Origin of the sequence: uncultured Amphritea sp. (genome assembly GCF_937127095.1) — a bacterium.
Classification (GTDB): Bacteria; Pseudomonadota; Gammaproteobacteria; order Pseudomonadales; family Balneatricaceae; genus Amphritea.
The window spans coordinates 1-24,808 of record NZ_CAKZLP010000058.1 but is presented as its reverse complement, the minus strand read 5'-3'; the positions used below and the strand labels follow the sequence as shown (position 1 = coordinate 24,808).

The window sequence follows — 24,808 nt, the reverse complement described above, 5'->3', positions numbered from 1 at the left end:
TGGCGCGTGGTCAATATCGGCAATTCGGACAGTGTGCCGCTCACCAGCTTTATCACAGCAATCGAGGTCGCAACGGGGATCAAGGCACAGCAGAACCTGATGCCGATCCAGGCCGGCGATGTGCCCGCAACCTGGGCAGATGCCGCGCTGTTGCGGCGGCTGACAGGCTATGCGCCAAAAACCGACGTGACAGAGGGGGTCGCGCAGTTTGTCGACTGGTACCGCAGCTACTATGGGGATCACTCTCCCTAGCTCAGGATCTGGCCTTATCGCAGCACAGACATGAAGGCTGGTTCCGCCCCTGGTGCCAGGTAGACAGCAGACAATCTGCCCGTTGCATAGGCCCCGGTATCAATTGCAATCCTGCGCTGCGCCACCTTGGCGCGATCCTGTATCACATGGCCATAGGCCACCCAGATGCCATCCCGGCGCGGGATCTTGTCAAAATCGGGATGCCCCCAGGCCAGAACAGCCGGATCTTGATCCTCCGGTGCCACCGCAGGGTTCGCCCCGGCATGGGACACCAAGACATTGCCCGACAGGTAGCTGGGCAAAAGCTGCGTCACAAAATCCAGCAGCTCTGTCCCCAGTGCGGCCAAAAGCGCATCACGGCAGTCTGTCAGGCCTTCGCGGGTCGCACTGGCGGGACCACTGGCAATGCCAAAAGAGGCCAGCGTCTGCACCCCGCCATGCTGCAGCCAGCGGGGACCATGGCGGCTGGGGTCAGCCAGAAACCGCAGCATCATGTCTTCATGGTTGCCCCGCAGGCAGATCAGATCCGGCCGATCAGACAGAAAGCGCAAGACCCCGGCGCTGTCTTCTCCGCGGTCAATATAATCCCCCACCAAAACCACCTCTGCGTCAGAGGGCAGCTTGGCCAACAGATCCTGCAACAGGCCCAGGGATCCATGCACATCGCCAATCACGGCCAGGGGGCGGTCCGGGCAGGGCAGAGTCTGGCGCCGCGCACCGCCCAGTCTGTGCAATAGATTGGGTAGCATGGATCAGGCTCACCTCTCCCGCAGCGCCCTTGCGAGGCAACAAAAGGAAAAGACCCGCCAGGGGTCTCTTTCCCTCTCTCAAATACGCGCCAGAGAGAGGCGGTGCAACCGGGCCCCGGCCCTGTCGGCCCTCGAGGCCAGTCTCAGGCCTTGCCGCAGGGTTTCACGCCCATTCGGATCAACTCTGACCCCTTGATCTGCTAATTAAAAGTATCCGTTAAACTGGGGGAGCTTCATTATGACCCCATTTATTTAGGCGGAATCATTTTTAGAAGACCGCTATTTACGCAAAAGAATAAAAACAATAAGACAACACCAATGTAAAAAACGGACTTTGTTAACGCTTTATGATCAAACATCCCTTTGAACCATAGTGAGTAAAAGAAACTGAGCAAGAAAGCCAATCCTTTTAAACAGTAGACCATTGATATAATCAAGCCTAACAGCATGAAAAATTTTACAATCATACTCGAGTCACTCTAGCATATCGCTTTGTTACAACCTGAATCATATATACCGCCATTGAATAATGATCTAACTGAGAAAACTGTAGCTGTCGTTCGACCACCTGATAGAGAATATCCGCCACCCCAAGATATACTTTGATATGACTGACCACTATCTGAAAGTGAGCCCTGTACTCTGACAATACCTAGACCTGCTTCTATATATGACCCAGACCCCGCATAATCTTGAAGAGTTCCAGTACCAGTCTCGTACTCGACATATGCGCCAAATCCACTACCAATGCCTGCAGATGCCTCTCTTGAAAATACTATCCCCATATCCCCCCCAAAACCAGAGGAAGAATCACTCGCTATTCCAACAGTGAATGATAAATCAGAGCCCCCAGAATCCCCACCGAAGTCCTCGATAACTTGTGCAGGTATAGTTACTGAAAGCTTCAGCGCAGAAAAAGTCTGTTGCATTTTTTTAAGATAATTCTTTCCTGGATTCGTGGCTATCTGATTAACCACATACTGCAATGAACTAGTCACTGCACCATTAGCAAATTTACCACCACCGATGACTGAGGCCGTACCACCAACAGCAGCACTGGCGAGAACACCACCGACTTGGTTCTCTCCGGCTATAGTCTGAATCCGTCCCGATACCGACTTTGTAAATGCAGAACTAAGGAAACCACTGCTAAACTTACCGCCTTGAGCCTTAGAGCTTATGCCACCTACAACACCGTGCGCAAGCACCCGGCCAGCCGTCACATCACCAACACTCCCGAAGGCACTGCTCGCACCAATAAGCCCACCTGCGGCACCCGTTAGTGCACCGATAGTGGCGGCTTTCAAATCTCCGCCACTAGCGACTAACCCTCCAGCAAACCCAGCTGCTGCACCACCTATGACATTTGCGGTGACTAACGAGCAGGAAGTACCAACATTTGCTAGCGCCCATCCCTGAACAGCTCCAAATGTATAATAGGTGACTACCGCCGCTACAATAACCCGCCAATACTTCTTAACAAACTTAACCGCATTGCTCACAAACTTCTTAATACTACGGAAAAGCTTCTTAAAAAAGAATCCACTCGGATCGGTATACTTCAGCGGATTGTTCATCGCGTAGCGGTTCAGGTTTTGAGTCGCATACGGTGCTTGCACATTCGGATCCGCACTCAAGAACCGTCCCAGCTCCGCATCATAGACCCGACCGTTCATATGGATCAGACCCACATCATCCAGATGCTCATGGCCAGTAAAGCCGCGGTTGGTCAACACGGGGATCAGATTGACGCCCGCCGTGGCTTCACGCCAGTTATTCTGGCGGCGACCACCGAAAGGATCAAAACTCATCCGGTCGACGATATTACCCACCGCATCGGTAATGGTGTCGACACTGCCCAGGTTATCTTTGTGCAGATAACGGGTTTGCGGCGCTTTCACTGCCCCCAGACTATCCAGCCCAGAGCTGTGGGGCGGCGCAGTGGGTTGAAACGGCAAAGGCTAAAAACGTTGATGGTGCTGCTGCGCTGGAGATGTTCCGCTCACTGGCTAAGTAACGTCAATAAATAGGCGCTGCTAAAGAGTGTCTTTGAAGAGGGCTTTTGAAGGGTGCCTGTCAGTCAATTTTCATCTAAATTGTCTGCCAGGCCCTTTTTTGATTCAGGCCGTCTGTTTTAGTCAGTCCGTTGCTGGCTGTTGTCCAGTTGCCGGATTAACCCGTAAAGTGCAGCGATATAGGGCACCTCTTTACTCAGTTTTTGCGCAATTTCATATACCACGCCAATCAGAGCCATATATTCCAGCGGCCGTCCCGCTTCAATATCCTGCAGCATTGAGGTTTTGAACGCGCCAAGTTTACGGGTGGTTGTGTTTCGCTCTTCGGGCGTCTGCTCAACAACACAGCCAATCAGATTGCCGATCTCCAGGGCCTCGTGCATCGCTTTGCAGCAGAACTGATTCACCAGTGGGTCATCAAGTATGTGATCAGCTGTCGCGCGGGTCAGGGCGGAGACCGGATTCATGGTCATGTTGCCCAGTAACTTGTGCCAGATATCCCGTTGAATCTCTTTGGACACCTCAATATTGAATCCGCCACGTTGTAACAGGTCTGCAACCTGTAGAGTTGATTCTGACAGCTCGCCACTGGGCTCGCCTATGATCAGGTTATTGCCCATATTTAAACGGATAATGCCTGGAGAAACTGCGGCGGCGGCAAGGTGAACGACACAACCGATAATCTGATGACTGGGAACATAGTTGCGTAGATCACCATCAGGATCGATCGTGCGCAAAACTGCATCTTGTGGTGCATTTGGCAGACCATCAAAGAACCACCAGGGGACGCCATTCATCGCCAGAAGGACGCGTGTGTGTTCGCCGATAAGGGGTTTAATTCTTTTGATGATTGGATTCATCGATGGTTGTTTAACCGCGATAACGATCAGGTCCTGAGCGTCGAGGTTATCCGCTGAGGACGCCGCCGTCACCGGATAAAAACGGGTTTGATCATGTTCTGTCAGTCCAACCCCGTTTTGCTGCAGTGACTGCAGAGTATCGCCCCGGCCAATTACTGTAACAGTTTCCCCGGCAGCACCGAGTCGTGCTGCAATGAGTCCACCGATGGCACCTGCTCCGTATATACATACTTTCATGACGGGGTCCTGCTCAGATTAACGTTTATAGGATGGGTCCTGCTTTTCTACGATTCGTTTCATCGCTGCAAATACGTCAGCACCCGCGCCAAACTTAGGATCAAAGTTCAGTGAGTCTCTGGTACATCTCTTCACGATCTCTTCAGGGATCTCGCGCACTTTTCCCATCGCCATAGAGGCACACTGCACTTCGCAGGCACGATTTACCAGCCACATCAGGGCAAAGGCCTGGGCCAGGTTGCTACCGATCACCACCGGGCCATGGTTGCGCAGCATCAGTACCGGTTTGTCCCCGGCGCTGGCGAGTATACGCTCACCCTCATCTATATGGACGGTGATCCCCTCGAACTCATGATAGGCGATTTTATCGTGCAACTGCGCTGCATAAAAGTTGCTGTAAGAGAGACCCTCTTCTAAGCAGCACACCGCCAGTGTTGCTGTGGTGTGAACATGCATGACGCAGTGGCCGCCGGCGACTTTATCGTGAATCTGGCTGTGGAAGGTAAAACCCGCTGGATTGATAGGCCAGTCTGAGTGACCGATGATGTTGCCATTAATATCAACTTTAACCAGATTGGATGCGCAGACTTCGCTGTAATGCAGACCAAAGGGGTTGATGAGGAAGTGCCCATCTTCACCGGGAACGCGCAAAGAGATATGGTTATAGATCGACTCATCCCATTTCTGGTAAGCGAAAATACGATACATCGCAGCGAGATCAACCCGGGCATTCCACTCCGCTTCGCTGAATCTGGAGGGGCGCTCATAGTAACGGTTAGCCAAAGACATATTCTATCCTCATGTTTCTATCCTCATTTATATTGGGGGTGATGTTTATGACGATATTAATTAAACCAGCCGCAATAAAAAGAACAATAAATATTGTAGTGCTCAATATTTTTCTTATATGCTGCCGTTATGAATACCAAACAACTGATCTATTTTCTTAAAACTGCCGAGTTATGCAGTATATCTGCAGCTGCACGGGAACTGGATATTGCGCAACCGAGTATCAGTCTGCAGTTGGAGAATCTTGAACATGAGCTGGGCGCCTCGCTGTTCGATCGTGATTATCGCGGCGTACGGCTGACTGAAAGTGGTCAGCTTTTCAGGGCGCATGCTGAATCAATCATGCGTCAGGTTGAGCAGGCGAAACTGGATATTCGACAGTCGGAGCAGGAACCCGCAGGTCGGCTGGTTCTGGGTATGACGCAACCGATTGGCAACGTTGTCTCGGTGCCATTATTGAAGCTGGTGGAGCAGCGCTATCCAAAAATAGAGTTGGATCTGTTTGCCGGGCTTTCCTATAGCCTGTCAGCACAGTTGCTCAGTGGCGAGATTGATCTGGCGATCTCTTCGCCGGATGGCAGTGATATGAAGCAGCTTACCCGGGAAGCGTTGTTCCGGGAGAAACTCTATCTGGCGATGGGGACGTCACCTCAGGTCAGTACCCAGGCGCCACTGCGCAACCGTTCCCATATCTCCTTTGCTGAGTTTGCTCAACACGAGGTGATTGTGACCGGTCGGCAAGACTCGCTGGGTTATGTGTTGCGCCAGTATGAGCAGCAGACCGGTGTTAAGGTGCGGCAAAAACCTGCCTTTGGCCAGCTGATGACAACCCTGCGTTATGTTTCTGATGGCTATGGCATGCTGCTGAGTCCCTCTTCCTCGTTTTATCATCTGGAGGAAACCGGGCAGATCCATGCGCTTGAGATTACTGACCCCTCAATCGAGCGCGATGTGTATATCTCCACGGCGGCCAACCGTCCCCGTAGTTCGCTGATGCGTGCAGTTATCCCACTGATTCATGATGTTGTCCGGCAGGAGCATCGTGCCGGGCACTGGCGTGGCGAGTTTATTTCTGCAGAGGGTTAATCTGGACAGGGCTGGCTGGGAGAGAGCGTCGCTGTTGCGATTATGGTTTAAACATCATGTTGACAGCGCTATCGACTATCTGGGACATGCTGCTTTGCTCGGTATAGATGCCATCATTTAGCAGGCGGCACAGACCATGGAGTGTGGCCCAACAGACCTGCGCTGTTCTTAATGGCGAATCGCCGGAGTTAATAAAGCCCTGGTTGCAGAGGGATTCGATCCAGCTTAGCCAACTTTTAAAATGCTGGTGGGATATCTTTTGCAATGATGCAGTGGCAACGCCATTGCGCCATATTTCCCGGCCAAACATCAGATCGTACTGTTCCCGGTTTTCATAAGCCTGCTCTATGTAAGTATGAACATACTCAGAAAAAAGCGCTGTCTGTTGTTCCGTAGCCGCTTTTGTCCGTATCTCATCGAGGAGTTTTTCCACCCGCTCAAATCCCTGCTCCGCAATCGCACATAGCAGAGCGTTTTTATCTTTAAAATGATGGTAGGGGGCGGTGCGGGAGACGCCTACACGGTCAGCCAGTTTACGCATTGAGAGGCTATCGGTGCCACCTTCAGCGATCATTTCAGTTGCCGCGTGCAGCAGTGATGGATAGAGATCACCGTGGTGATAGTTGCGCGATGCTGATGTGGGGCTGTTCTGTTTCATGGAGGCAATTTATCAATCAATCTTGACAGTGTCAAAATATCGCTTTATCTTGACGCTGTCTAGTTTGCGGTTTGTGTAACTCTGCCTGATAGACAGAGTCATCAGAAATATGCCGTATTGCAACGTTAGTCAGGTGATGGACGCGTGATTCAGAATAAGAATATAGAGGAACAAAATATGAGCACTACTGCCAACAACTATCCCCATCTATTAGCGCCGCTTGATCTGGGTTTTACCACACTGAAAAACCGGGTTCTAATGGGGTCAATGCATGTTGGACTTGAAGAGGTGCCCAATGGTTTTGAGCGGATGGCTGATTTTTATGCGGAGCGGGTCAGAGGTGGTGTTGGTCTGATTGTTACCGGCGGCATTGCCCCAAATCCTGAAGGCGGGGTATTTGCTGGCGGGGCGATGATGGTGACGCCGGAGGATGCCGAGCGTCATCGCATTGTTACCGACAGAGTGCATGCCGAAGGCGGCAAGATCTGTATGCAGATTCTGCATACGGGGCGCTATGCCTACAATCCCAAGTTGATTGCGCCATCCGCACAGCAGGCGCCGATTAACCCTTTTCCTCCCCATGAAGTAACGGTTGCTGAGATAGAACAACAGATAGACGATTTCGCCCGTTGTGCCGGGCTTGCCCAGCAGGCCGGTTATGATGGTGTTGAGGTGATGGGATCGGAGGGGTACTTTATCAATCAATTTATCGCCCGTCGCACCAATCAGCGTGATGATGAATGGGGCGGTGAATATGACAACCGGATCCGTTTTGCGGTTGAGGTCGTGACGCGGATACGGCAGCGGGTTGGTAGCGATTTTATTATTATTTTCAGGCTGTCGATGCTCGATCTGGTAGAAGGGGGAAGCAGTTACGACGAGATTGTCACCTTAGGTAAAGCGATTGAGCAGGCGGGAGCGACGATTATTAACACCGGAATCGGTTGGCATGAAGCGCGTATTCCGACCATTGCAACGAAAGTGCCCCGGGCCGCCTTTACCTGGGCGACCGCTAAAGTGCGGCAAGCGCTGTCCGTGCCGGTGATCACCTCTAACCGGATCAATACCCCGGAGGTAGCTGAACAGGTATTGGCCCGTGGTGATGCAGACATGGTATCGATGGCCCGGCCATTTTTGGCAGACCCGGAGTTCGTGCGCAAGGCTGCAGAGGGACGCAGTGATGAGATCAATACCTGTATCGGTTGTAATCAGGCTTGCCTGGACCATATATTTGTCGGAAAACTGACCAGTTGTCTGGTTAATCCCCGTGCCTGTCATGAAGCTGAACTGCAGGTTGTCGCTACAGATAAACCTAAGAAGCTGGCTGTTGTGGGGGCTGGCCCTGCCGGTCTGGCGTTTGCGACCACGGCGGCGCAGCGGGGGCATGACGTCACCCTGTTTGACTCCGCCGCGGAGATCGGTGGGCAGTTCAATATTGCCAAACAGATCCCGGGCAAAGAGGAGTTTAACGAGACATTGCGCTATTTCGGTCGCCGCATAGAGCTTGATGGCGTGAGTCTTCAGCTGGAGCACCGGGTGACCGTGGATGAGTTACAGCAGAGTGATTTTGATGAAGTGATTATCGCTACCGGCATTATCCCCCGGGTACCCGATATTGAAGGTAAGGATCACCCTAAAGTCCTCAGTTATCTGGATGTGGTTCGCGGTGCTGCCGTTGGCCATAACGTCGCGGTGATTGGTGCCGGGGGGATCGGTTTTGATATCAGTGAATACCTGACCCATCAGGGGCCATCAACCAGTCAGGATATTCCCGCCTTTATGCGCGAATGGGGGGTGGATATGAGTATGCAGTCCCGGGGGGGCGTAGAGGGTGTTAAGGCCGCGCCGGAACCTGCGGCGCGACAGATTTATCTGTTACAGCGTAAAGCCTCTAAAGTGGGTAATGGGTTAGGAAAAACAACCGGCTGGGCGCACCGATTAGGTCTGAAAAATCGCCATGTGGAGATGTTATCCGGCTGTGAATATCAGCGTATCGATGATGCCGGTTTACATCTCAGTGTCAATGGTGAAGACCGCTTGCTGGAAGTCGATAATGTTGTGCTCTGTGCCGGGCAGGAATCCTTGCGGGAACTGACCGAGGGGCTGGATAAACCGTTCCATCTGATCGGTGGTGCAGATCTGGCGACGGAGCTGGATGCCAAACGGGCGATAGATCAGGGCACCCGTCTGGCGTTGACAATATAAGGCAGTCTGATTGAGATACATAAAAAACCGGGAGATTTTCCCGGTTTTTTCGTTTCAGATAGCGCAGCCTCCATGGCCGTTTTTGGCATGATACTGTTGGTGATACTCTTCCGCTCGCCAAAAGGCCGGGGCCGGCGTGATCTCGGTGACGATAGGGTTACCGAAAATACCGCTTTTATCCAGCACGACTTTACTCTGTTCAGCCATGATTCGCTGGTGGTCAGTGTGATAGAAAATTGCAGAGCGGTATTGATCGCCAATATCCGGACCCTGTCGGTTGAGGGTGGTTGGGTCATGCATCTGCCAGAAAATATCCAGGAGTGTGTCATAGCTTATTTTCTGGTCATCAAACTCCAGCTGTACCACTTCTGCATGGCCGGTCGTCCTGTTGCATACATCCTTATAGGTGGGATTATCAGTATGCCCACCCATATAGCCTACGGCGGTTGACGTCACCCCAGGGGTGTTGGCAAAGCGTGATTCCACTCCCCAAAAGCATCCTGCTGCAAATGTTGCGGTTGGCATGCTACTGCTCCTGTCTGTTTCTGTTCTGTTGTTCTCACCTATATATAGATGTTAGACGGATTTTTTCCTTTTTGGATCATTTTTATTTTGTTTTTTTGGCAAATGACAGCCTGATGACATAAATGTTAATTTTTGGTGCAGCGCAGCACTGCGTGCGCTTTTCTAGTTCCTGTTTGTCATGGTCAGATTCGTATGTTTTTAGTCAAGTTGTTGATAAATAATGGAATAGCACGTTGTTGGCGTGCTGCTTGCTATCCTTTTTGCTCAGTTAATAACTCTTTTGCTTTGCAAAAAGACTATCTGTAAGGGGAACGTCAATGAAAAAGCTTACTAAAACGCTTATCGCTTCAGCTCTGCTATCGGCTTCTGCTGCCAGTTTTGCCGGAGTATCCGCCAATGTGGGTGCCATGAGTGATTATTGGTTCCGAGGTCTCGACCAGTCTGGCGATGGCGGTAATGCCAGCATGATGGGTGGTCTGGATTATGAAAGCGACATGGGCTTCTATGCGGGTACCTGGCTGGCATCACTGCCAAATAATATTGAGTATGACCTGTACGGTGGTTATAACGGCTCGTATGAGGATTTCAGTTATGGCGTTGGTGTAATAACCTACCTGTATGATGACTCTGATACCGGCAAGTATTTTGAATATAACCTGAGTGCGGGTTATGGCCCGATCTCTGTTGCTTACAACATTGGTACTCTGGAAGATGCGCCGGGTTCTGCCGATGTGGATTACACTTTTGCCAGCATCACCGGTGAGTATGAAGGTGCTTACCTGACCTATGGTGTTTATGGTGACGAAGTTGATGGTTCCTATTTCGAAGCCGGTTATGGCATGACTTACGAAGGTCTGGATATGTCGGTTGCGGCAATTTTCCCGGATGACGACAACTCTGCCAATGCCTGGGTAAGTGATACCGACAAGCTGACCTTTACCATCAGCAAGAGCTTTGATCTGTTCTAAAATGTTTGGTTTAAAGGGAGAGGCTTGTGCCTCTCCCCCAGTATTTAACGTAAACTAGTTTTGCCCCGGCAGCGATGTCGGGGCATTTTTTTGCACATTTTTTCAATAAAAAAACCGGCCTGTGTTTACCACGCAGACCGGCTTTGAATACTGTTTTTGATGGTCAGCTGTTGGCTAATGCATCCAGCTTCTGTTTTAGCAATCCCTGAACCTGCCCGGGGTTTGCTTTGCCCTGGGAGGCCTGCATCACTTTACCCATAAAGAAGCCGATCATCTTACCACGCTTATCCGGCTCTGCACTGACATACTGATCAACCTGGGTCTGGTTAGCGGCGATCACGTCATCGACCATCGACTCAATCGCACCCGTGTCAGTGACCTGTTTCAAGCCTTTGGCTTCAATGACCTCGTCAGCACTGCCTTCTCCCGCCCACATCGCTTCAAACACCTGCTTGGCAAGTTTGCCGGTAATGGTGTTGTCTTTGATGCGCAACAGCAGGCCACCGAGTTGTTCGGCGGTGACCGGAGAGTCTTTGATATCGGTGTCGTTTTGGTTCAGATGTTTTGACAGATCGCCCATCACCCAGTTAGCGGTCAGCTTGGCATCGTCAGCAGCCTGAGCGGCGGTTTCAAAATAGTGGCTCAGATCCCGATAGGCCGACAGCACCATCGCATCGTATTCACTCAGCTGATACTGCTCGATAAACCGTGCTTTACGGGCATCCGGTAGTTCCGGAAGCGTGCTGCGAAGTTTTTCGACATACTCATCATCGATAACGATGGGCAGCAGGTCAGGGCAGGGGAAATAGCGGTAATCGTTCGCTTCTTCCTTGCTACGCATTGAACGCGTTTCATCTTTGTTAGCATCATAGAGGCGGGTTTCCTGGGTGATATGACCGCCATCTTCCAGAATATCGATCTGGCGTATAATCTCGCCTTTAATCGCTTTTTCAATAAAACGGAAGGAGTTGATGTTTTTGGTTTCAGTCCGGTTGCCGAACTTTTCCTCGCCCTTGTAGCGCACTGAGACGTTACAGTCGCACCGGAATGAGCCTTCGGACATGTTGCCGTCACAGATCCCCAGGTTGGTTACGATGGCGTGAATCTTCTTCACGTAAGCGACCGCTTCTTCAGCGCTGCGCATATCTGGTTCGGATACGATCTCCAACAAAGGAGTTCCTGCCCGGTTAAGGTCGATACCGGTCATGCTCGGGAACTCTTCATGCAGAGATTTACCGGCATCCTCTTCAAGGTGTGCCCGGGTGACACCAACACGTTTGGTTGAGCCATCTTCCAGCTCGATATCGACATGGCCGATACCCACAATCGGGTGGAATAGCTGGCTGGTCTGATAGCCTTTGGGCAGATCCGGGTAAAAATAGTTTTTCCGGTCAAACACCGAGGTGTGACCGATCTCAGCATCAATCGCCAGACCAAATAACACGGCCATCCGCAATGCTTCAGCATTGAAGACCGGCAGCGTGCCAGGCAGTGCCAGATCAACCGCACAGGCCTGCGTGTTTGGCTCAGCACCAAACGCGGTGCTGGCGCCGGAAAATATTTTGGACTTAGTCGCCAGTTGGGCGTGAATCTCAAGCCCGATGACTGCTTCCCATTCCATTCTGTAAACCTCATCTTGCAGTGGTGTTAAGGATTTAGCCTGAACATCTGCTGCGTTAAATTCTGTTTCTCATACCTGGCCGCTGTTAAGCGAACGGGTCTCTTCAGCGGGTGGGGCGTTGGCTGTGCCAGTCGGTTGCCTGCTGGAACTGGTGCGCTGCATTCAACAGGCGTTCTTCAGCAAAATAGTTACCGATCAGTTGCAGGCCAACGGGCAGTCCGTTGGCAAAACCACAGGGAATCGACATTCCTGGCATACCGGCGAGGTTGAGGGAGATGGTAAAAATATCTTCCATATACATCGATACCGGGTCAGACGTTTTCTCGCCCAGCTTAAACGCCGGATGGGGTGTGGTTGGCCCCATGATGATATCCACTTCTGTCAGTGCTTTTACAAAGTCCTGTTGAATCAGGCGTCGGATCTGCAGTGCTTTTTTGTAGTAAGCGTCATAGAAACCTTCAGACAGGGCATAGGTGCCGACCATGATGCGGCGCTTAACCTCTTCGCCAAATCCCTCACCCCGGCTGCGTTTGTACATATCTTCCAAGTCGACCGGGTCGTCACAGCGGTAGCCGTAACGCACACCGTCAAACCGGGACAGGTTCGATGAGGCTTCTGCCGGTGCAATAATATAGTACGCCGGAATCGCCAGATGGCTGTTTGGCAGGCTGACCTCTTTGACCGTAGCTCCGAGTGCTTCGAACTCCTTGATAGCGGCCTGAACCTGAGCGGTGATCTGCGGATCGATCTGATCAGAGAAAAACTCTTTTGGCAGACCAATTTTTAACCCTTTGAGAGAGTCATTCAGTCTCAGAGTGTAATCCGGTACTGGCTGATCAAGGCTGGTGGAGTCTTTCGGATCAAAACCTGCCATCACATTCATCATCATCGCTGTGTCTTCAGCGGTACGGGCCATTGGGCCGCCCTGGTCCAGCGAGGAAGCATAGGCGATCATACCGTAGCGGGATACCCGCCCATAGGTCGGCTTCAGCCCGGTAATACCGCACAGCGCGGCAGGCTGGCGAATAGAGCCGCCGGTGTCAGAGCCTGTGGCGCCAGGTGCCAGGCCGCCAGCAACTGCTGCAGCGGAGCCCCCGGATGAGCCACCCGGAACACAGTCGGTGTTCCAGGGGTTACGGGCCGGGCCGTAAAAGCTGGATTCGTTGGAGGAGCCCATGGCGAACTCGTCCATATTGGTTTTACCCAGACTGACCGCACCGGCACTGTTGAATTTATCAATCACCGTGGCGTTGTAAGGTGAGATAAAGTTATCCAGTATGCGCGAGCCGCAGCTGGTGCGTACGCCCTGAGTACAAAAAATATCTTTGTGGGCGATCGGCAGGCCGGTAAAGGGACCCGCATCACCAGCAGCGCGGCGCTGATCGGCGGCTTCAGCCTGAGCCAGCGCCTGCTCTTCGGTGACGGTGATGAAGCTGTTCAGGGCCGCATCTTCGGTGTTGATCCGGTCAAGGTAGCTCCGGGTCAGCTCGACACTGCTGAATTCACCAGTTGCTAACCCCTGCGCCAGTTCGGCGAGTGTTTTGTCTAACATAACGTTTTTAAATCCTTAAAACGGGTGTCTGGTGCGAAATTACTCGATCACTTTAGGAACCTGGAACAGCCCCGCTTCAACGGCCGGGGCCACGGTCTGAAGAAGGTCACGCTGGTTGCCCTCGGTGACTTCATCAATACGTAAACGCTGGATCGCATCCATCGGATGGGCCATCGGTATCACGTCATCGGTATTGATCGCCTGCATCTGGTCAACCAGGTTAAGAATATCACTGAGATTCTCTGTATATTCCTGAATATCTTGCTCGGCGATATTTAATCTTGCCAGATGAGCGATCTTTTCGACGTCTGTGCGGTCTAAAGACATTATTGGATTCTCATTGCTATGGAATTTGGTCTGATAACTAAATAAAGCGCTACGTTAACACATTTGCAGCTTGCCCAAAATCCCCGCCATTGCTACAGTGGGCCTGTTTTTTTGATCAAGTGAATGTGCAGTCGCACAATCTAAGGCGGACAACCGATGTTTAAGAAGATTCGAGGGCTATTTTCCAGTGACCTTTCTATTGATTTGGGCACTGCCAATACCCTTATTTATGTTCGCGATAAAGACATTGTACTGAACGAACCCTCAGTTGTTGCTATTCGTCAAAGCAGCAATGGGGCACAGAAAACCGTAGCAGCAGTGGGTACTGATGCAAAACGGATGTTAGGCCGTACACCGGGTAATATTACCGCGATCCGGCCGATGAAAGATGGCGTTATCGCAGATTTTCATGTAACTGAAAAAATGTTACAGCACTTTATCAGTAAAGTGCATGGCAATAGTTGGTTGACACCCAGCCCCCGCGTTCTGGTATGTGTTCCCTGCCAGTCTACGCAGGTTGAGCGCCGGGCAATTAAAGAATCAGCAATGGGCGCTGGTGCCCGCGAAGTGTATCTTATTGAAGAGCCTATGGCTGCTGCGATTGGCGCAGGTTTGCCCGTCGATGAGGCAAACGGTTCGATGGTTGTGGATATCGGTGGTGGTACTACTGAGATTGCCATTATCTCGCTTAACGGTATTGTCTATGCCGAATCTGTCCGGGTAGGTGGTGACCGTTTCGATGAGGGTATTGTCACCTATGTTCGTCGTAACTACGGCAGCCTGATCGGTGACGCGACCGCTGAACGGATTAAGCAGGAGATCGGTACTGCATACCCGACCTCTGAAACCCTCGAAATTGATGTGCGTGGTCGTAACCTGGCTGAGGGTATTCCCCGTAGCTTCACACTCAACAGTAATGAAATTATGGAAGCACTGCAGGAGCCTCTCTCTGCGATTGTTCAGTCAGTCAAGAGTGCTCTGGAACAGTGTCCTCCTGAGTTGGCATCCGATATCGCTGAACGCGGCATCGTGCTGACCGGCGGTGGTGCGTTACTGCGGAACCTGGATAAGCTGATCAGTGAAGAGACCGGTTTGCCAGTGATCGTCGCTGATGACCCTCTGACCTGTGTTGCCCGCGGCGGCGGTCGTGCTCTTGAACTGCTGGATAAGCACGCATTTGAACTGCTGACCTTTGAATAAGTCTGAATGATTGATTTACCCAATCTAATGGAACAATTCCAACAGGGGGTGTTCCATCGCTAGTATATTCAGTAGCGGGTCCTTACGGGCCCGTTTTATTGTGCTTCTGGTGCTGTCTATTGTGCTGATTGTGCTGGACCTGAAATGGTCCAGTATGCATAAAACACGCTCCTACCTTTCACTGCTTATCACTCCGTTGCAATGGGTTGTCGATGCGCCGGCACAAGTGGCCGATGAGCTCAGTGATGTTCTGGTTACCCGCAGTCAGCTGTCTGACGAAAATCGACGTTTACGTCAGGAAGCTCTGTTGCTGAAGCAACGGGTGCAGCAGGTGTCTGCGCTGACGGCAGAGAATGTGCGCTTGCGCGAACTGCTCAATGGCCGTCAACGACTTGAACAGGATGTTTTTCTGACCGAGTTGATCGGGGTGAACCCCGATCCGTTCCAGCATCAGATTATTCTTAATCGGGGCTCGGAAGATCATGCCTATGTTGGTCAGGCGGTACTCGATTCCGGCGGTATTATGGGGCAGGTGGTTGAGGTTAGCCATTATACCAGTCGGACGATGCTGATCACCGACTCGCGCCATGCGATCCCGGTTGAGGTTAACCGTAACGGTTTTCGTTCCATTGCGCTGGGTAACGGTTCGGTGAATCAGCTAGAACTGGTGCATGTACCTGATACGGCGGATATTCGTGAAGGTGACCTGCTGGTTTCGTCAGGACTGGGTGGACGTTTCCCACGGGGCTATCCGGTTGCTAAAGTTGTCAGCGTGCAGCGAGATCCGGGTGAACCGTTTGCGCTGGTCAAAGCGGAGCCCGCTGCAATGTTGAATAAGAGCCGGCACATCTTGCTGGTGGACATGCCGCAGGCGCCGGAGTTGCCTCCTGAGGATAAACCATTACACACCGAGAAATTAAAGCCTCAGCAGGCCGGTATCGACGCACTGGGGAGTGAAGGTGAATAATCAGGGCGGCGGTGGCGGATCGATTATCCTGGCCACCTTTCTGGTGGGCTATATGCTCAGCCAGATGCCTCTGCCGCAGTTTGCGGAGTGGTTCCGGCCCGAGTGGGTCGCCATGATTCTGATCTACTGGGTGATGGCGTTGCCTGAACGGGTTGGTCTGGGTACTGCCGCGTTGGTGGGGTTAGGGCTTGATCTGATCAAAGGCAGTCCGATGGGGTTGAATGTTTTGTCCCTGTTGATTATCGCCTACCTGACGCTGTTACTGTACAAACGTCTGAGGATGTTTCCGCTGGTGCAGCAGGCGGTGATGGTGATGGTACTGGTAGGGATCAATCAATTGATCTTTAACTGGGTTCACAGCCTGATGGGTACCCGCAGTGATAGTCTGATCTTTCTCTTGCCTGCGGTGATGAGTGCGGTTCTATGGCCCTGGTTGTTTATTATCCTGAGAGGGCTACGCAGAACTTTCAGGGTCTCCTGATGTTTACCTGGTGGCTTCAATATGACTGATAGAAACAGCAGCATACCCGAGCTGGTGCTTGCCTCTGCATCCCCCCGGCGTCTGGAGCTGTTGCAACAGATCGGTGTTAGCTGCAGTGTCAGGCCGGTTGATATTCCTGAAGTACCCCGTGCGGGAGAGTTGCCAGCTGTCTTTGTTGAGCGGCTGGCCAGAGAGAAAGCCTGTGCAGGGTTGGCGGTCGCGGCTGATGGTGCGGTGGTGCTGGGAGCTGATACGGTTGTGGTCAGTGAGGGAATGATTCTGGGTAAGCCGGTTAACCGGGAAGATGCACTGGCGATGTTGCAGCAGCTTTCAGGTTCTGAACATCAGGTTATGACTGCTGTTGCGATCACCAACCGGGAACGAATTCTGACTCAGGTAGTCACTACTGATGTACGCTTTAAAACGTTGAGTCTGGCTCAATGCGAACAGTACTGGGCAAGCGGTGAGCCACGTGATAAGGCTGGAGCTTATGGTATTCAGGGGTTGGGTGCTGTTTTTGTCGCGAGTATCAATGGCAGCTACTCTGCCGTGGTTGGTTTGCCGCTGATGGAGACTGCAGTACTACTGGATGAGTTCGGTATTCCGGTGTGGCAGCTCCGCGCTGATTTGGAATAAGCCGATCTGGCGTGCATTGAAACAGTGCCAGTGCATTTGTTCATGTTTAACGTAGAGTTTATGCTGCTGTTAAATGACAGAGCTTTTGAGTTACAGAGCTTTTGAGTTAAAGAGCTTTCCAAATTATTAGCGTTTTCCAAATTACGGTGCTTTCGGTTTTACGGTGCTTTCGGTTTTAAGGTACAGTACCAGAGTATATTGACGGGGCCTGTTGATGGGTCTCCTAGGGATGGATTATGAGCGAAGAGATTCTGATTAACTTTACCCCGATTGAGACCCGTGTCGCGGTGATTGAAAATGGTATGCCGCAGGAGATCTATGTCGAAAGAGCCGAGCGGCGGGGTATTGTCGGTAATATCTATAAGGGCAAGGTTGTTCGTGTACTGCCGGGTATGCAGGCTGCATTCGTCGATATCGGCCTGGAACGTGCGGCGTTTATCCATGTAGACGAGTTGCAGCATCCGGATGATTATGAACCGGGCAATAACGGCAAAGCCAATCTGACCATCAATCGATTGCTGCGAGAGGGTCAGTCACTGACCGTGCAGGTGACCAAAGACCCCCTTGGCACCAAAGGTGCTCGCCTGACAACAAATCTTTCTATTCCTTCACGGTACCTGGTGTATATGCCGGGTAATGAGCATATCGGTATCTCCCAGCGGATCGAAGACAGCGAAGAGCGTGATCGTCTGCGCAAAGCGGTGGAAGAGGTGGTTGCCGGAATGGAGGACCAGAATACCAAAGTGGGTGGGTTTATCCTGCGCACCGTATCCGAAGGGGTGTCTGAGTCTGAGTTGAAGCAGGATATTGTGTTTCTCTGCCGCTTGTGGGACTCAATCTCCCGAAAAGTCGAGGAGTTCAGCGCGCCCTCCTGTATCTATGAAGATCTGCCGCTGAATATGCGTGCATTGCGGGATATGGCTCATGCGGGTATCGAGCGTATCCGGGTCGATTCCAAAGAGACCTTTCAGCGCTCGCAACAGTTTGCTGAAGCGCTGGTGCCCGAGATCAGCAATATCCTTGAGTACTATCCCGGGGAACGCCCGATTTTTGATCTCTACAATATTGAAGAAGAGATTCAGAAAGCACTGGGTCGCAAGGTCGAACTAAAGTCTGGCGGCTATCTGATTTTTGACCAGACCGAAGCGATGACCACGGTGGATATCAATACCGGTGCTTATGTCGGTCACCGCAATCTGGAAGAGACGATCTTTAAAACCAACCTGGAAGCCGCCACGGCGATCGGTCGCCAGCTGCGGCTGAGAAATCTGGGTGGCATTATCATTATCGACTTTATCGATATGCTCGATGAAGACCATCAACGTCAGGTGCTGCGAACCCTCGAGCGGGTGCTGGAAAAGGACCACGTGAAGTGTAAGGTCACCGGTGTATCAGAGCTGGGTCTGGTGGAGATGACCCGGAAACGAACCCGCGAGAGTCTGGAGCATATTCTCTGTGAACCCTGCGCGCACTGTCAGGGCCGTGGTTCGGTGAAAACGCCGGAAACCGTCTGCTATGAGATCTTCCGCGAGATATTGCGGCAGCACCGGGCTTACGATACAGACGCCTATCTGGTGCTGGCATCTGACCGGGTGGTATCTATGTTGCTGGATGAACTATCGGATCATGTTGCTGAACTGGAGGCTTTTATTGCTAAAACAATCCGTTTTCAGGTTGAGCCGATGTATGGCCCGGAACAGTATGATGTGGTGCTAAGATAGTTGTGTCATCAGTCGGGCGGATATTAAGAGCGCTAAACCGCTGGCTGGGCTGGGTTATGGTCATTGCAATTCTGACCATCGCTCTGCTCACCGTGGTTGTGAAACAGCTGTTGCCCGGCGTACTGGATTACCGCACAGAAATTGAACAATATCTGAGCGAGCGCCTGCATACCGAGGTGACTATTGGCGATATTAATGCCAGTTGGGAAGGGCGGTTCCCCCGGTTATTGCTTCAGGATGTCGTGATCGCAGATCACCGTTCCCATAATATCGGCCGGATAGAGCTGGGGCAGCTGATACTGGGACTGAATCCGGTCAGCAGCCTGATGCAATGGCAGCCCGTGCTGAGCAAAGTCGAGATCTGGTCGCTGCATACCCAGGTGAAACTGGTTCGCTGGCCGCACCCTGCAGCTGCTGAAGAGCAGGCAGATGCCTCGACATCCAGCGCTGATCCTCTGGCGGCGCTGTGGCTGCAGCCGCATATTTTTTTCTACGATACTCAGATCGACCTGACGTTGCCGTCGGGCAAGCAGTTGCTGTTGCAAAGCGAACGCTTTAATCTGGAAAACAGTAGTCGACAGCACCATTTTGCCGGTGAGCTTCAGGTGACATTCGAGCAGCGACAGGCTGCCGGCACTCTGAGGATTGAATCAGATAGTGGTCGCTTCGACCCTAAAACCACTAACTTTGATTTTTATCTTAAGCTTGCTGGCATCGATACACCATTGCTGGACGCAGCCCGTGAACTGTTTCCGGTTCCTGATGCCCTTGAGCAGCTCGAACTGGGCGCAGAGATCTGGGGTAACTGGTCTGCAGGCCGTCTTACCCGGGTATTCGGTGATCTCGATACCGGCCGGTTGCAGCTGACCACTGATCAACAGACGATGCCTGAGTTATCAGTAAAGAATCTGAGCACACACTTTGCGCTGCTGCAGCCGGAGCGGCGTCGTTTTCAGTTACAGATCGATGACTTTTCCGCACTGATTAATGAACAGTTACTGGATCTGCCTCAGCTGGTGATTAATCGACAGCAAGGGCACATTGAGTCGCTGGCGCTGTCTGAGTTTAATGTCACTTCAATCGCTGCGTTTATAGGTCAACAGTCGATTGTTCCGGAGGATATCAGGGCTGTGCTTGAGCGAGTCGCGCCCACCGGGATGATTCGTAATCTATTGCTGCAGTGGCCAGAGCCTCATGAGCTGCAACAGGTCGTGGTCGAATCAGAGGTTCAATCCAGCAGTGTTCTGAATAGCAATGCTCAGACTAGTAATGCTCTGACCAGCAGCGCTGTCGCTGCTACCGCCTCTTCTGCTGCAGACCCTGCTATAGAAACACCTGTGGCCCCGGCAGATAACGCTACACGTAGGGCTCAGGCTGCACGTTCTGTGGCAGATGGTTCTGCATCATATAGCTCGGTAATAGAAAGCTCGGTAATAGAAAGCTCGGTAATAGAAAGCTCTTCAATAGATAGCCCTCAGACCGATAAGCAGCAAGACTGGACGCAGCTGACGCTGCAGGGGGACCTTCAGGATGTCGCCTTTAAAGCCGCTTACGGTGCTCCGGCTATGTCCGGGGTCACCGGTTTGCTGCAGCTGGAGTATGGTTTGGCCGGGCTGCAGGGACGCATCGACCTGGAGAGTCATAACCTGGGTCTGCATTTTCCTGAAATATTTGATCAGGGCTGGGTGTTTAGCGCAGCACGTGGAATCACTCACGTTAGTCTGGCGAATAATACGCTGCACCTTAGCAGCGAGCATGTCACAGTGCAAAAGCCGGGCATCAATGCCTCAGGTCGCTGGAGCCTCTATCTGCCACTGGAGCATGATATTCAGAGTGAACTGACGCTGTTGATTGGAGTGAAAGATTCGGACGGCAGCCTGGCACCAGAGCTGGTACCTGATCATGAGATCGACCCGGAAATAAAACAGTGGGTCGTGCAGTCGATTAAACAGGGGCATCTGAATCAGGGTGGTTTTATGCTGCATACCGGTACCCGCAGTATCCCCTCACGTCAGCCACCGACGGTGCAGATGTTTATGGATATTGCCGATGCCTCGGTTGACTATCAGCCCGGTTGGCCTGCTGTGAGTGGTGCTGATGCCTCTTTGTTACTGCGTGATCAGGGGTTGGCAATCAGTGTCAGTGATGGGCAGATCTACGATAGCAAAATAGAGCATGGCTGGGTTTACTTGCCGCCCGGATCACACAATCTGCACCTGATTGCTGCTATCAATGGCGACAGCGCAGATATTGGCAAAACACTACTGGGTAGTCCGGTCATTGGTGGTGATAATAAAGAGCTGCAGCAATGGCAACTCTCTGGTAACACCGACACCCGTCTGAATCTTATTATTCCGTTGAATGGTGGCGAGCCGGATATTGATGTCAGCACGGCTTTTTCCGACCTTACTCTGGCTTCAGATAACCGCAAACTAAGCGTTAATAAACTGGCGGGTGAGATCGGTTATCGCAATGAGTCGGGGTTGTATGCAAAGTCACTCAGCGGGCAGTTTTTTGGTCATCCGCTGAGTGCCTCGATTGCAACAACAGGCAAAAACAAGACAGAAAAAATTACTGCCCGGCTGCAGTCTTCCATTTCTATGTCACAGCTAAGGCAGTGGAGTGGGATCGATATGCTGGCGGTAGCTGATGGGGTCCAGTCGTATGAAGCGGATCTGGATATTTGTATCCGCGCGGACTGTTCCGGGCTGACGGTACGTTCCGATCTACAGCAGACCGCACTTGAGCTTATTCCGCCTTACAGTAAAAAAACCGGGCAGGCATTGCCTCTGCTGCTACATACTGATTTTGAAGCGCCGCAGACTTTTAATATCAAAGCGGGTGAGCGGCTAAGTGCCTGGTTACAGCTGCAGGATGATCAACTCAGTCGGGGGCATCTGGTGTTGGGTTTGGGTGATGCCCGCCCGACGGCCTATGACGGGCTGGAGATCTCCGGCCGTTTAGAGAAGCTGGATTATGATCAGCTGATCTCAATGTTACAGCGGGCCGGTATCATCAATAGTTCCTCCGCATCATCAGTGTCAAACGCCAGCTCGGGTAAGGCGATTGCGGTTAAGGGTGGAATCGATGTTGCTGCGCTGAGCTATTCTGATGTGTGGATGAAGAGTGCCCGGGTGTCAATTGATAGCCGCCCTGATAGTTGGAATATAGGTGTGGTTGGCGCTGATATGAATCTGCAGGTAACGCTTCCGGATGAAGATTCGATTGCGCCCACGCTACTGTTTGAAAAACTCAATCTGGATGCTCTGTTGCCTTCGCAGGCGTCTGCATCAGAGGGTAGCGCGGAGATAGCGGAACTGAATGGGCAGGACGGGTTGTCGGGGGCGTTGCAGCCGGGGGTGGTTCCTGATCTGGATATTTCAGTTCGCGACCTGATGCTAAAAGGCAAGCGCTGGGGGCAGTGGCGTTTTAACGTCCGTAATCGGGATAACAACACCTATATTGAGAACATTCTCGGTCAGCTGCCTGAACTCAGCGCCCGGGGGGATATCATCTGGCGCCCGGGTGATGTCAGTCAAAGTGAATTGAACATTAAACTTGAAGCGAAAGATCTGGGGCGTGCGCTTGAAAGTGCCGGTTATGCAACGGTGTTGGAAACCGAAAAGACCGATGCGGACCTGCAATTACAGTGGGCCGGTGCGCCCTGGGAATATGCTCTTGCCAGCGCGGATGGCAGTTTTAAGTTTATTGCCAGTAATGGCCGGTTGATTGAGGCTGGTAGCGGCACCGGGATTTTACGGGTTTTTGGTATTCTGAATATGAATGCGTTGGGCCGGCGTCTGAAGCTTGATTTTGCTGATCTGTTTGCTAAAGGGGTTAGTTTTGATCGGATGGAAGGTGATTACCAGATAGTTGACGGTGTGGCATCCACCCTCACGCCCTTTGTGATGCGTGGTCCTTCGGTGGATATGGCGATGAGTGGCGATATTGACCTGGTCAACGAAACCGTCAGTCAGCAGATGGCGGTGACTCTGCCGGTGACTGATAATATCCCTCTGGCAGCCGTATTGCTGGGGGCTCCACAGATTGCAGGCCTGGCCTTCTTGCTGGACAAGCTGATCGGGGATGAAGTGAAGAAAGAGTTTGCGACAGTGACCTATACCATGGAAGGCGACTGGAGCAACCCTAAAGTCGAGTTGCTCCAGAAAGCTGAACCGGCTAATGCCGGCACCGGGCTAAAATCTGATCTTAAATAGATGGGTCACTGGCGCCTGTTTCGCCGCTTAAACGCCTGCTCTGTCACGCAGGTATTTAAACAGTTTTTTGGCTGATGCTGGCGGCTTTTCCAGACTGGCCTCTTTTTTCGCGTTACGGATCAACTGTCGCAGATACTGGATATCCGCATCAGAATCTTCGGTCAGATAGGCCTCCAGGTCGGTATTGTCTCCCAGTATCAAACGGTCTCGCCAGCGCTCCAGTTTATGGAAGACCTGCAGATGTGCCTGTTTACCGGCTTCAAAACGGTCCACTGCGGTTTGTATCGCATCGGCATCTTCTGATCGCATCAGTCGGCCGATATACTGCAATTGGCGTCTGATCGCTTCACAGCGGGGCGGCAGGCGTCGCGCTTCTTCAACGGCTGCGCGCAGGATATCGCTCATGGGAACTTTGGCCAGCTGATCTTTATTCAGCTCCGGAAGTTGCGCCCCCAGCGCCTGTAACTCTTCCATCTCCCGTTTGCGACGGGTTTTTGAAACCCATTCTTCATCAAATTCGTGGTCGTCACCAGGGAGAAAATCGTCATTTTGACTCATATAGATCTCTTATGTGTGCCGCTCTAGCTATAGAAAAACGTAGCCAGACCGAGGAATGCAAAAAAGCCGACTACATCTGTAATCGTGGTTAACAAAACGCTGCCCGCCAGTGCCGGGTCAATCCCCCATGTTTTTAACAGGATCGGCAGCATAGTACCTGCCAGCGCTGCAGCTAATAGATTAATAATGATAGCACAGGCGATAATAATTCCGATGGTTAGATCCTGGAACCAGAGGACCGCGATCACCGCTACCACCAGTGCCCAGAGCACACCGTTCAGTGCCCCAACCACCATCTCGCGGTTTAGCAGCCAGCCTGCGTTAGAACGCTCAACGTGCCCCAGGGCCTGACCCCGGATCATCAGTGTCAGTACCTGACTGCCGGCGATACCACCCATACTGGCAACGATTGGCATCAGAACAGCCAGCGCGACTTGTTTTTGGATAGTTGTTTCAAACAGGCCAATCACCCATGAGGCAAGAAAAGCCGTAATTAAGTTAACAGCAAGCCAGATGGAGCGGCGATTGACGCTTTTTTTCACTGTTGCGAAAGTATCTTCATCTTCGCCTAAGCCCGCCATGCTTAACATTGAGTGCTCTGCTTCATCACGAATAACGTCTACAACGTCATCATTCGTGATACGACCAAGTAGTCGGTTATCTTTATCTACCACTTGTGCATAAATCATGTCATGTTTTTCAAATCGTCTTGCCACATCACGATCAGTCATATTCGCTGGAATAGGATCCACCTGATGTGACATGACTTCACTGACCAATAATGAGCGACTTCGACTGACTACCTGAGAGAGTCTTAACGTGCCAAGGTAGTGATCATTGTGGTCAACCACGTATAAGCTGTCGGTATTTTCCGGTAACTCACCGAGCATACGTAAATAACGTAAAACGACTTCTAAGGTGATATCCGTCCGGACGGTGGTGACGTCGGTGTTCATCAAACCACCGGCCGAATCCTCAGAGTAACTCATTAAGGATTCCATGCGCGCACGATTCTGTGCGGTCATGGAGGCCAGCACTTCCTTAACCAAGGTTTCAGGAAGCTGTTGCAGGATGTCTGCTAAGTCATCATTATCAAAGTGTTCAGATACCGCTAATAAACGCTCAGTATCCATGTCCTTCATGAATTGAACACTGATCTCTTCGGAGACGTATTGTAAGACGTC

General features: G+C 51.8%; 20 protein-coding genes and 1 pseudogene. 10 read left to right on the top strand and 11 right to left on the bottom strand.

Annotated features, from left to right (window positions below; translation table 11 throughout):
* Positions 1 to 252, top strand: a pseudogene (locus Q0499_RS14365) (protein CapI); the annotation flags it as partial.
* Between the two features lie 14 nt (positions 253 to 266).
* Here the strand turns inward: Q0499_RS14365 and Q0499_RS14360 are convergent.
* The 4 genes from Q0499_RS14360 to Q0499_RS14345 all read right to left on the bottom strand — a co-directional run bounded on the left by Q0499_RS14360 (position 267) and on the right by Q0499_RS14345 (position 4,902).
* The gene (locus tag Q0499_RS14360; RefSeq protein ID WP_299200434.1) at positions 267 to 1,001 is read right to left on the bottom strand and encodes a metallophosphoesterase; all 735 of its coding nucleotides are present in this window, start codon (positions 999 to 1,001) and stop codon (positions 267 to 269) included.
* 479 nt (positions 1,002 to 1,480) lie between these two features.
* The gene (locus Q0499_RS14355; protein WP_299200433.1) at positions 1,481 to 2,902 is read right to left on the bottom strand and encodes an RHS repeat-associated core domain-containing protein; all 1,422 of its coding nucleotides are present in this window, start codon (positions 2,900 to 2,902) and stop codon (positions 1,481 to 1,483) included.
* A 233-nt stretch (positions 2,903 to 3,135) separates the two neighbouring features.
* A complete protein-coding gene (locus Q0499_RS14350; protein WP_299200432.1) occupies positions 3,136 to 4,113 on the bottom strand; it encodes a 2-dehydropantoate 2-reductase in 978 nt (325 codons plus the stop codon).
* 18 nt (positions 4,114 to 4,131) lie between these two features.
* The gene (locus tag Q0499_RS14345) at positions 4,132 to 4,902 is read right to left on the bottom strand and encodes a class II aldolase/adducin family protein (RefSeq protein WP_299200431.1); all 771 of its coding nucleotides are present in this window, start codon (positions 4,900 to 4,902) and stop codon (positions 4,132 to 4,134) included.
* A gap of 129 nt (positions 4,903 to 5,031) precedes the next feature.
* Between Q0499_RS14345 and Q0499_RS14340 the strand changes: the two genes are divergently transcribed.
* A complete protein-coding gene (locus Q0499_RS14340) occupies positions 5,032 to 5,988 on the top strand; it encodes a LysR family transcriptional regulator (RefSeq protein ID WP_299200430.1) in 957 nt (318 codons plus the stop codon).
* A 40-nt stretch (positions 5,989 to 6,028) separates the two neighbouring features.
* Here Q0499_RS14340 and Q0499_RS14335 read toward each other — a convergent pair whose 3' ends face one another.
* Positions 6,029 to 6,646, bottom strand: coding sequence for a TetR/AcrR family transcriptional regulator (locus Q0499_RS14335; protein ID WP_299200429.1), 618 nt, complete (start codon positions 6,644 to 6,646; stop codon positions 6,029 to 6,031).
* A 177-nt stretch (positions 6,647 to 6,823) separates the two neighbouring features.
* Here Q0499_RS14335 and Q0499_RS14330 point away from each other — a divergent pair, with 177 nt between their 5' ends.
* Entirely contained in the window at positions 6,824 to 8,851 is a 2,028-nt protein-coding gene (locus Q0499_RS14330; protein WP_299200427.1) for an NADPH-dependent 2,4-dienoyl-CoA reductase, read from the top strand.
* 54 nt (positions 8,852 to 8,905) lie between these two features.
* On the opposite strand, the gene msrA is transcribed toward Q0499_RS14330, so the two are convergent.
* Positions 8,906 to 9,376, bottom strand: a complete 471-nt coding sequence (gene msrA, locus Q0499_RS14325; RefSeq protein WP_299200426.1) for a peptide-methionine (S)-S-oxide reductase MsrA — start codon at positions 9,374 to 9,376, stop codon at positions 8,906 to 8,908.
* 317 nt (positions 9,377 to 9,693) lie between these two features.
* Here msrA and Q0499_RS14320 point away from each other — a divergent pair, with 317 nt between their 5' ends.
* Complete coding sequence (locus Q0499_RS14320) at positions 9,694 to 10,344, top strand: TorF family putative porin (RefSeq protein ID WP_299200425.1); 651 nt, start codon at positions 9,694 to 9,696, stop codon at positions 10,342 to 10,344.
* Positions 10,345 to 10,507: 163 nt separating this feature from the next.
* On the opposite strand, the gene gatB is transcribed toward Q0499_RS14320, so the two are convergent.
* The 3 genes from gatB to gatC all read right to left on the bottom strand — a co-directional run bounded on the left by gatB (position 10,508) and on the right by gatC (position 13,844).
* A complete protein-coding gene (gene gatB / locus Q0499_RS14315) occupies positions 10,508 to 11,965 on the bottom strand; it encodes an Asp-tRNA(Asn)/Glu-tRNA(Gln) amidotransferase subunit GatB (RefSeq protein WP_299200424.1) in 1,458 nt (485 codons plus the stop codon).
* A gap of 103 nt (positions 11,966 to 12,068) precedes the next feature.
* Complete coding sequence (gene gatA, locus Q0499_RS14310) at positions 12,069 to 13,517, bottom strand: Asp-tRNA(Asn)/Glu-tRNA(Gln) amidotransferase subunit GatA (RefSeq protein WP_299200423.1); 1,449 nt, start codon at positions 13,515 to 13,517, stop codon at positions 12,069 to 12,071.
* 39 nt (positions 13,518 to 13,556) lie between these two features.
* Entirely contained in the window at positions 13,557 to 13,844 is a 288-nt protein-coding gene (gene gatC, locus Q0499_RS14305) for an Asp-tRNA(Asn)/Glu-tRNA(Gln) amidotransferase subunit GatC (protein ID WP_299200422.1), read from the bottom strand.
* Between the two features lie 156 nt (positions 13,845 to 14,000).
* On the opposite strand from gatC, the gene Q0499_RS14300 reads away from it, so the two are divergent.
* The 6 genes from Q0499_RS14300 (at position 14,001) to Q0499_RS14275 (ending at position 23,066) form a co-directional block, all read left to right on the top strand.
* Entirely contained in the window at positions 14,001 to 15,044 is a 1,044-nt protein-coding gene (locus tag Q0499_RS14300; protein WP_299200421.1) for a rod shape-determining protein, read from the top strand.
* Between the two features lie 55 nt (positions 15,045 to 15,099).
* Positions 15,100 to 16,011, top strand: a complete 912-nt coding sequence (gene mreC / locus Q0499_RS14295; protein ID WP_363317806.1) for a rod shape-determining protein MreC — start codon at positions 15,100 to 15,102, stop codon at positions 16,009 to 16,011.
* Complete coding sequence (gene mreD / locus Q0499_RS14290) at positions 16,004 to 16,492, top strand: rod shape-determining protein MreD (RefSeq protein WP_299200420.1); 489 nt, start codon at positions 16,004 to 16,006, stop codon at positions 16,490 to 16,492. Before mreC ends, mreD begins: the two co-directional genes overlap by 8 nt.
* 21 nt (positions 16,493 to 16,513) lie before the next feature.
* The gene (locus Q0499_RS14285) at positions 16,514 to 17,128 is read left to right on the top strand and encodes a Maf family protein (protein WP_299200419.1); all 615 of its coding nucleotides are present in this window, start codon (positions 16,514 to 16,516) and stop codon (positions 17,126 to 17,128) included.
* A gap of 236 nt (positions 17,129 to 17,364) precedes the next feature.
* On the top strand, positions 17,365 to 18,849 hold the full coding sequence (gene rng / locus Q0499_RS14280; RefSeq protein WP_299200418.1) for a ribonuclease G: 1,485 nt from the start codon (positions 17,365 to 17,367) through the stop codon (positions 18,847 to 18,849).
* A gap of 56 nt (positions 18,850 to 18,905) precedes the next feature.
* Positions 18,906 to 23,066 (top strand): AsmA-like C-terminal region-containing protein, encoded by a 4,161-nt coding sequence (locus Q0499_RS14275; RefSeq protein WP_299200417.1) that lies wholly within the window; start codon positions 18,906 to 18,908, stop codon positions 23,064 to 23,066.
* A gap of 27 nt (positions 23,067 to 23,093) precedes the next feature.
* On the opposite strand, the gene yjgA is transcribed toward Q0499_RS14275, so the two are convergent.
* On the bottom strand, positions 23,094 to 23,624 hold the full coding sequence (gene yjgA, locus Q0499_RS14270; protein ID WP_299200416.1) for a ribosome biogenesis factor YjgA: 531 nt from the start codon (positions 23,622 to 23,624) through the stop codon (positions 23,094 to 23,096).
* 23 nt (positions 23,625 to 23,647) lie between these two features.
* Positions 23,648 to 24,808, bottom strand: a 1,161-nt coding sequence (mgtE, locus tag Q0499_RS14265) for a magnesium transporter (RefSeq protein ID WP_299200415.1), incomplete at its 5' end; no start/stop codon positions are given.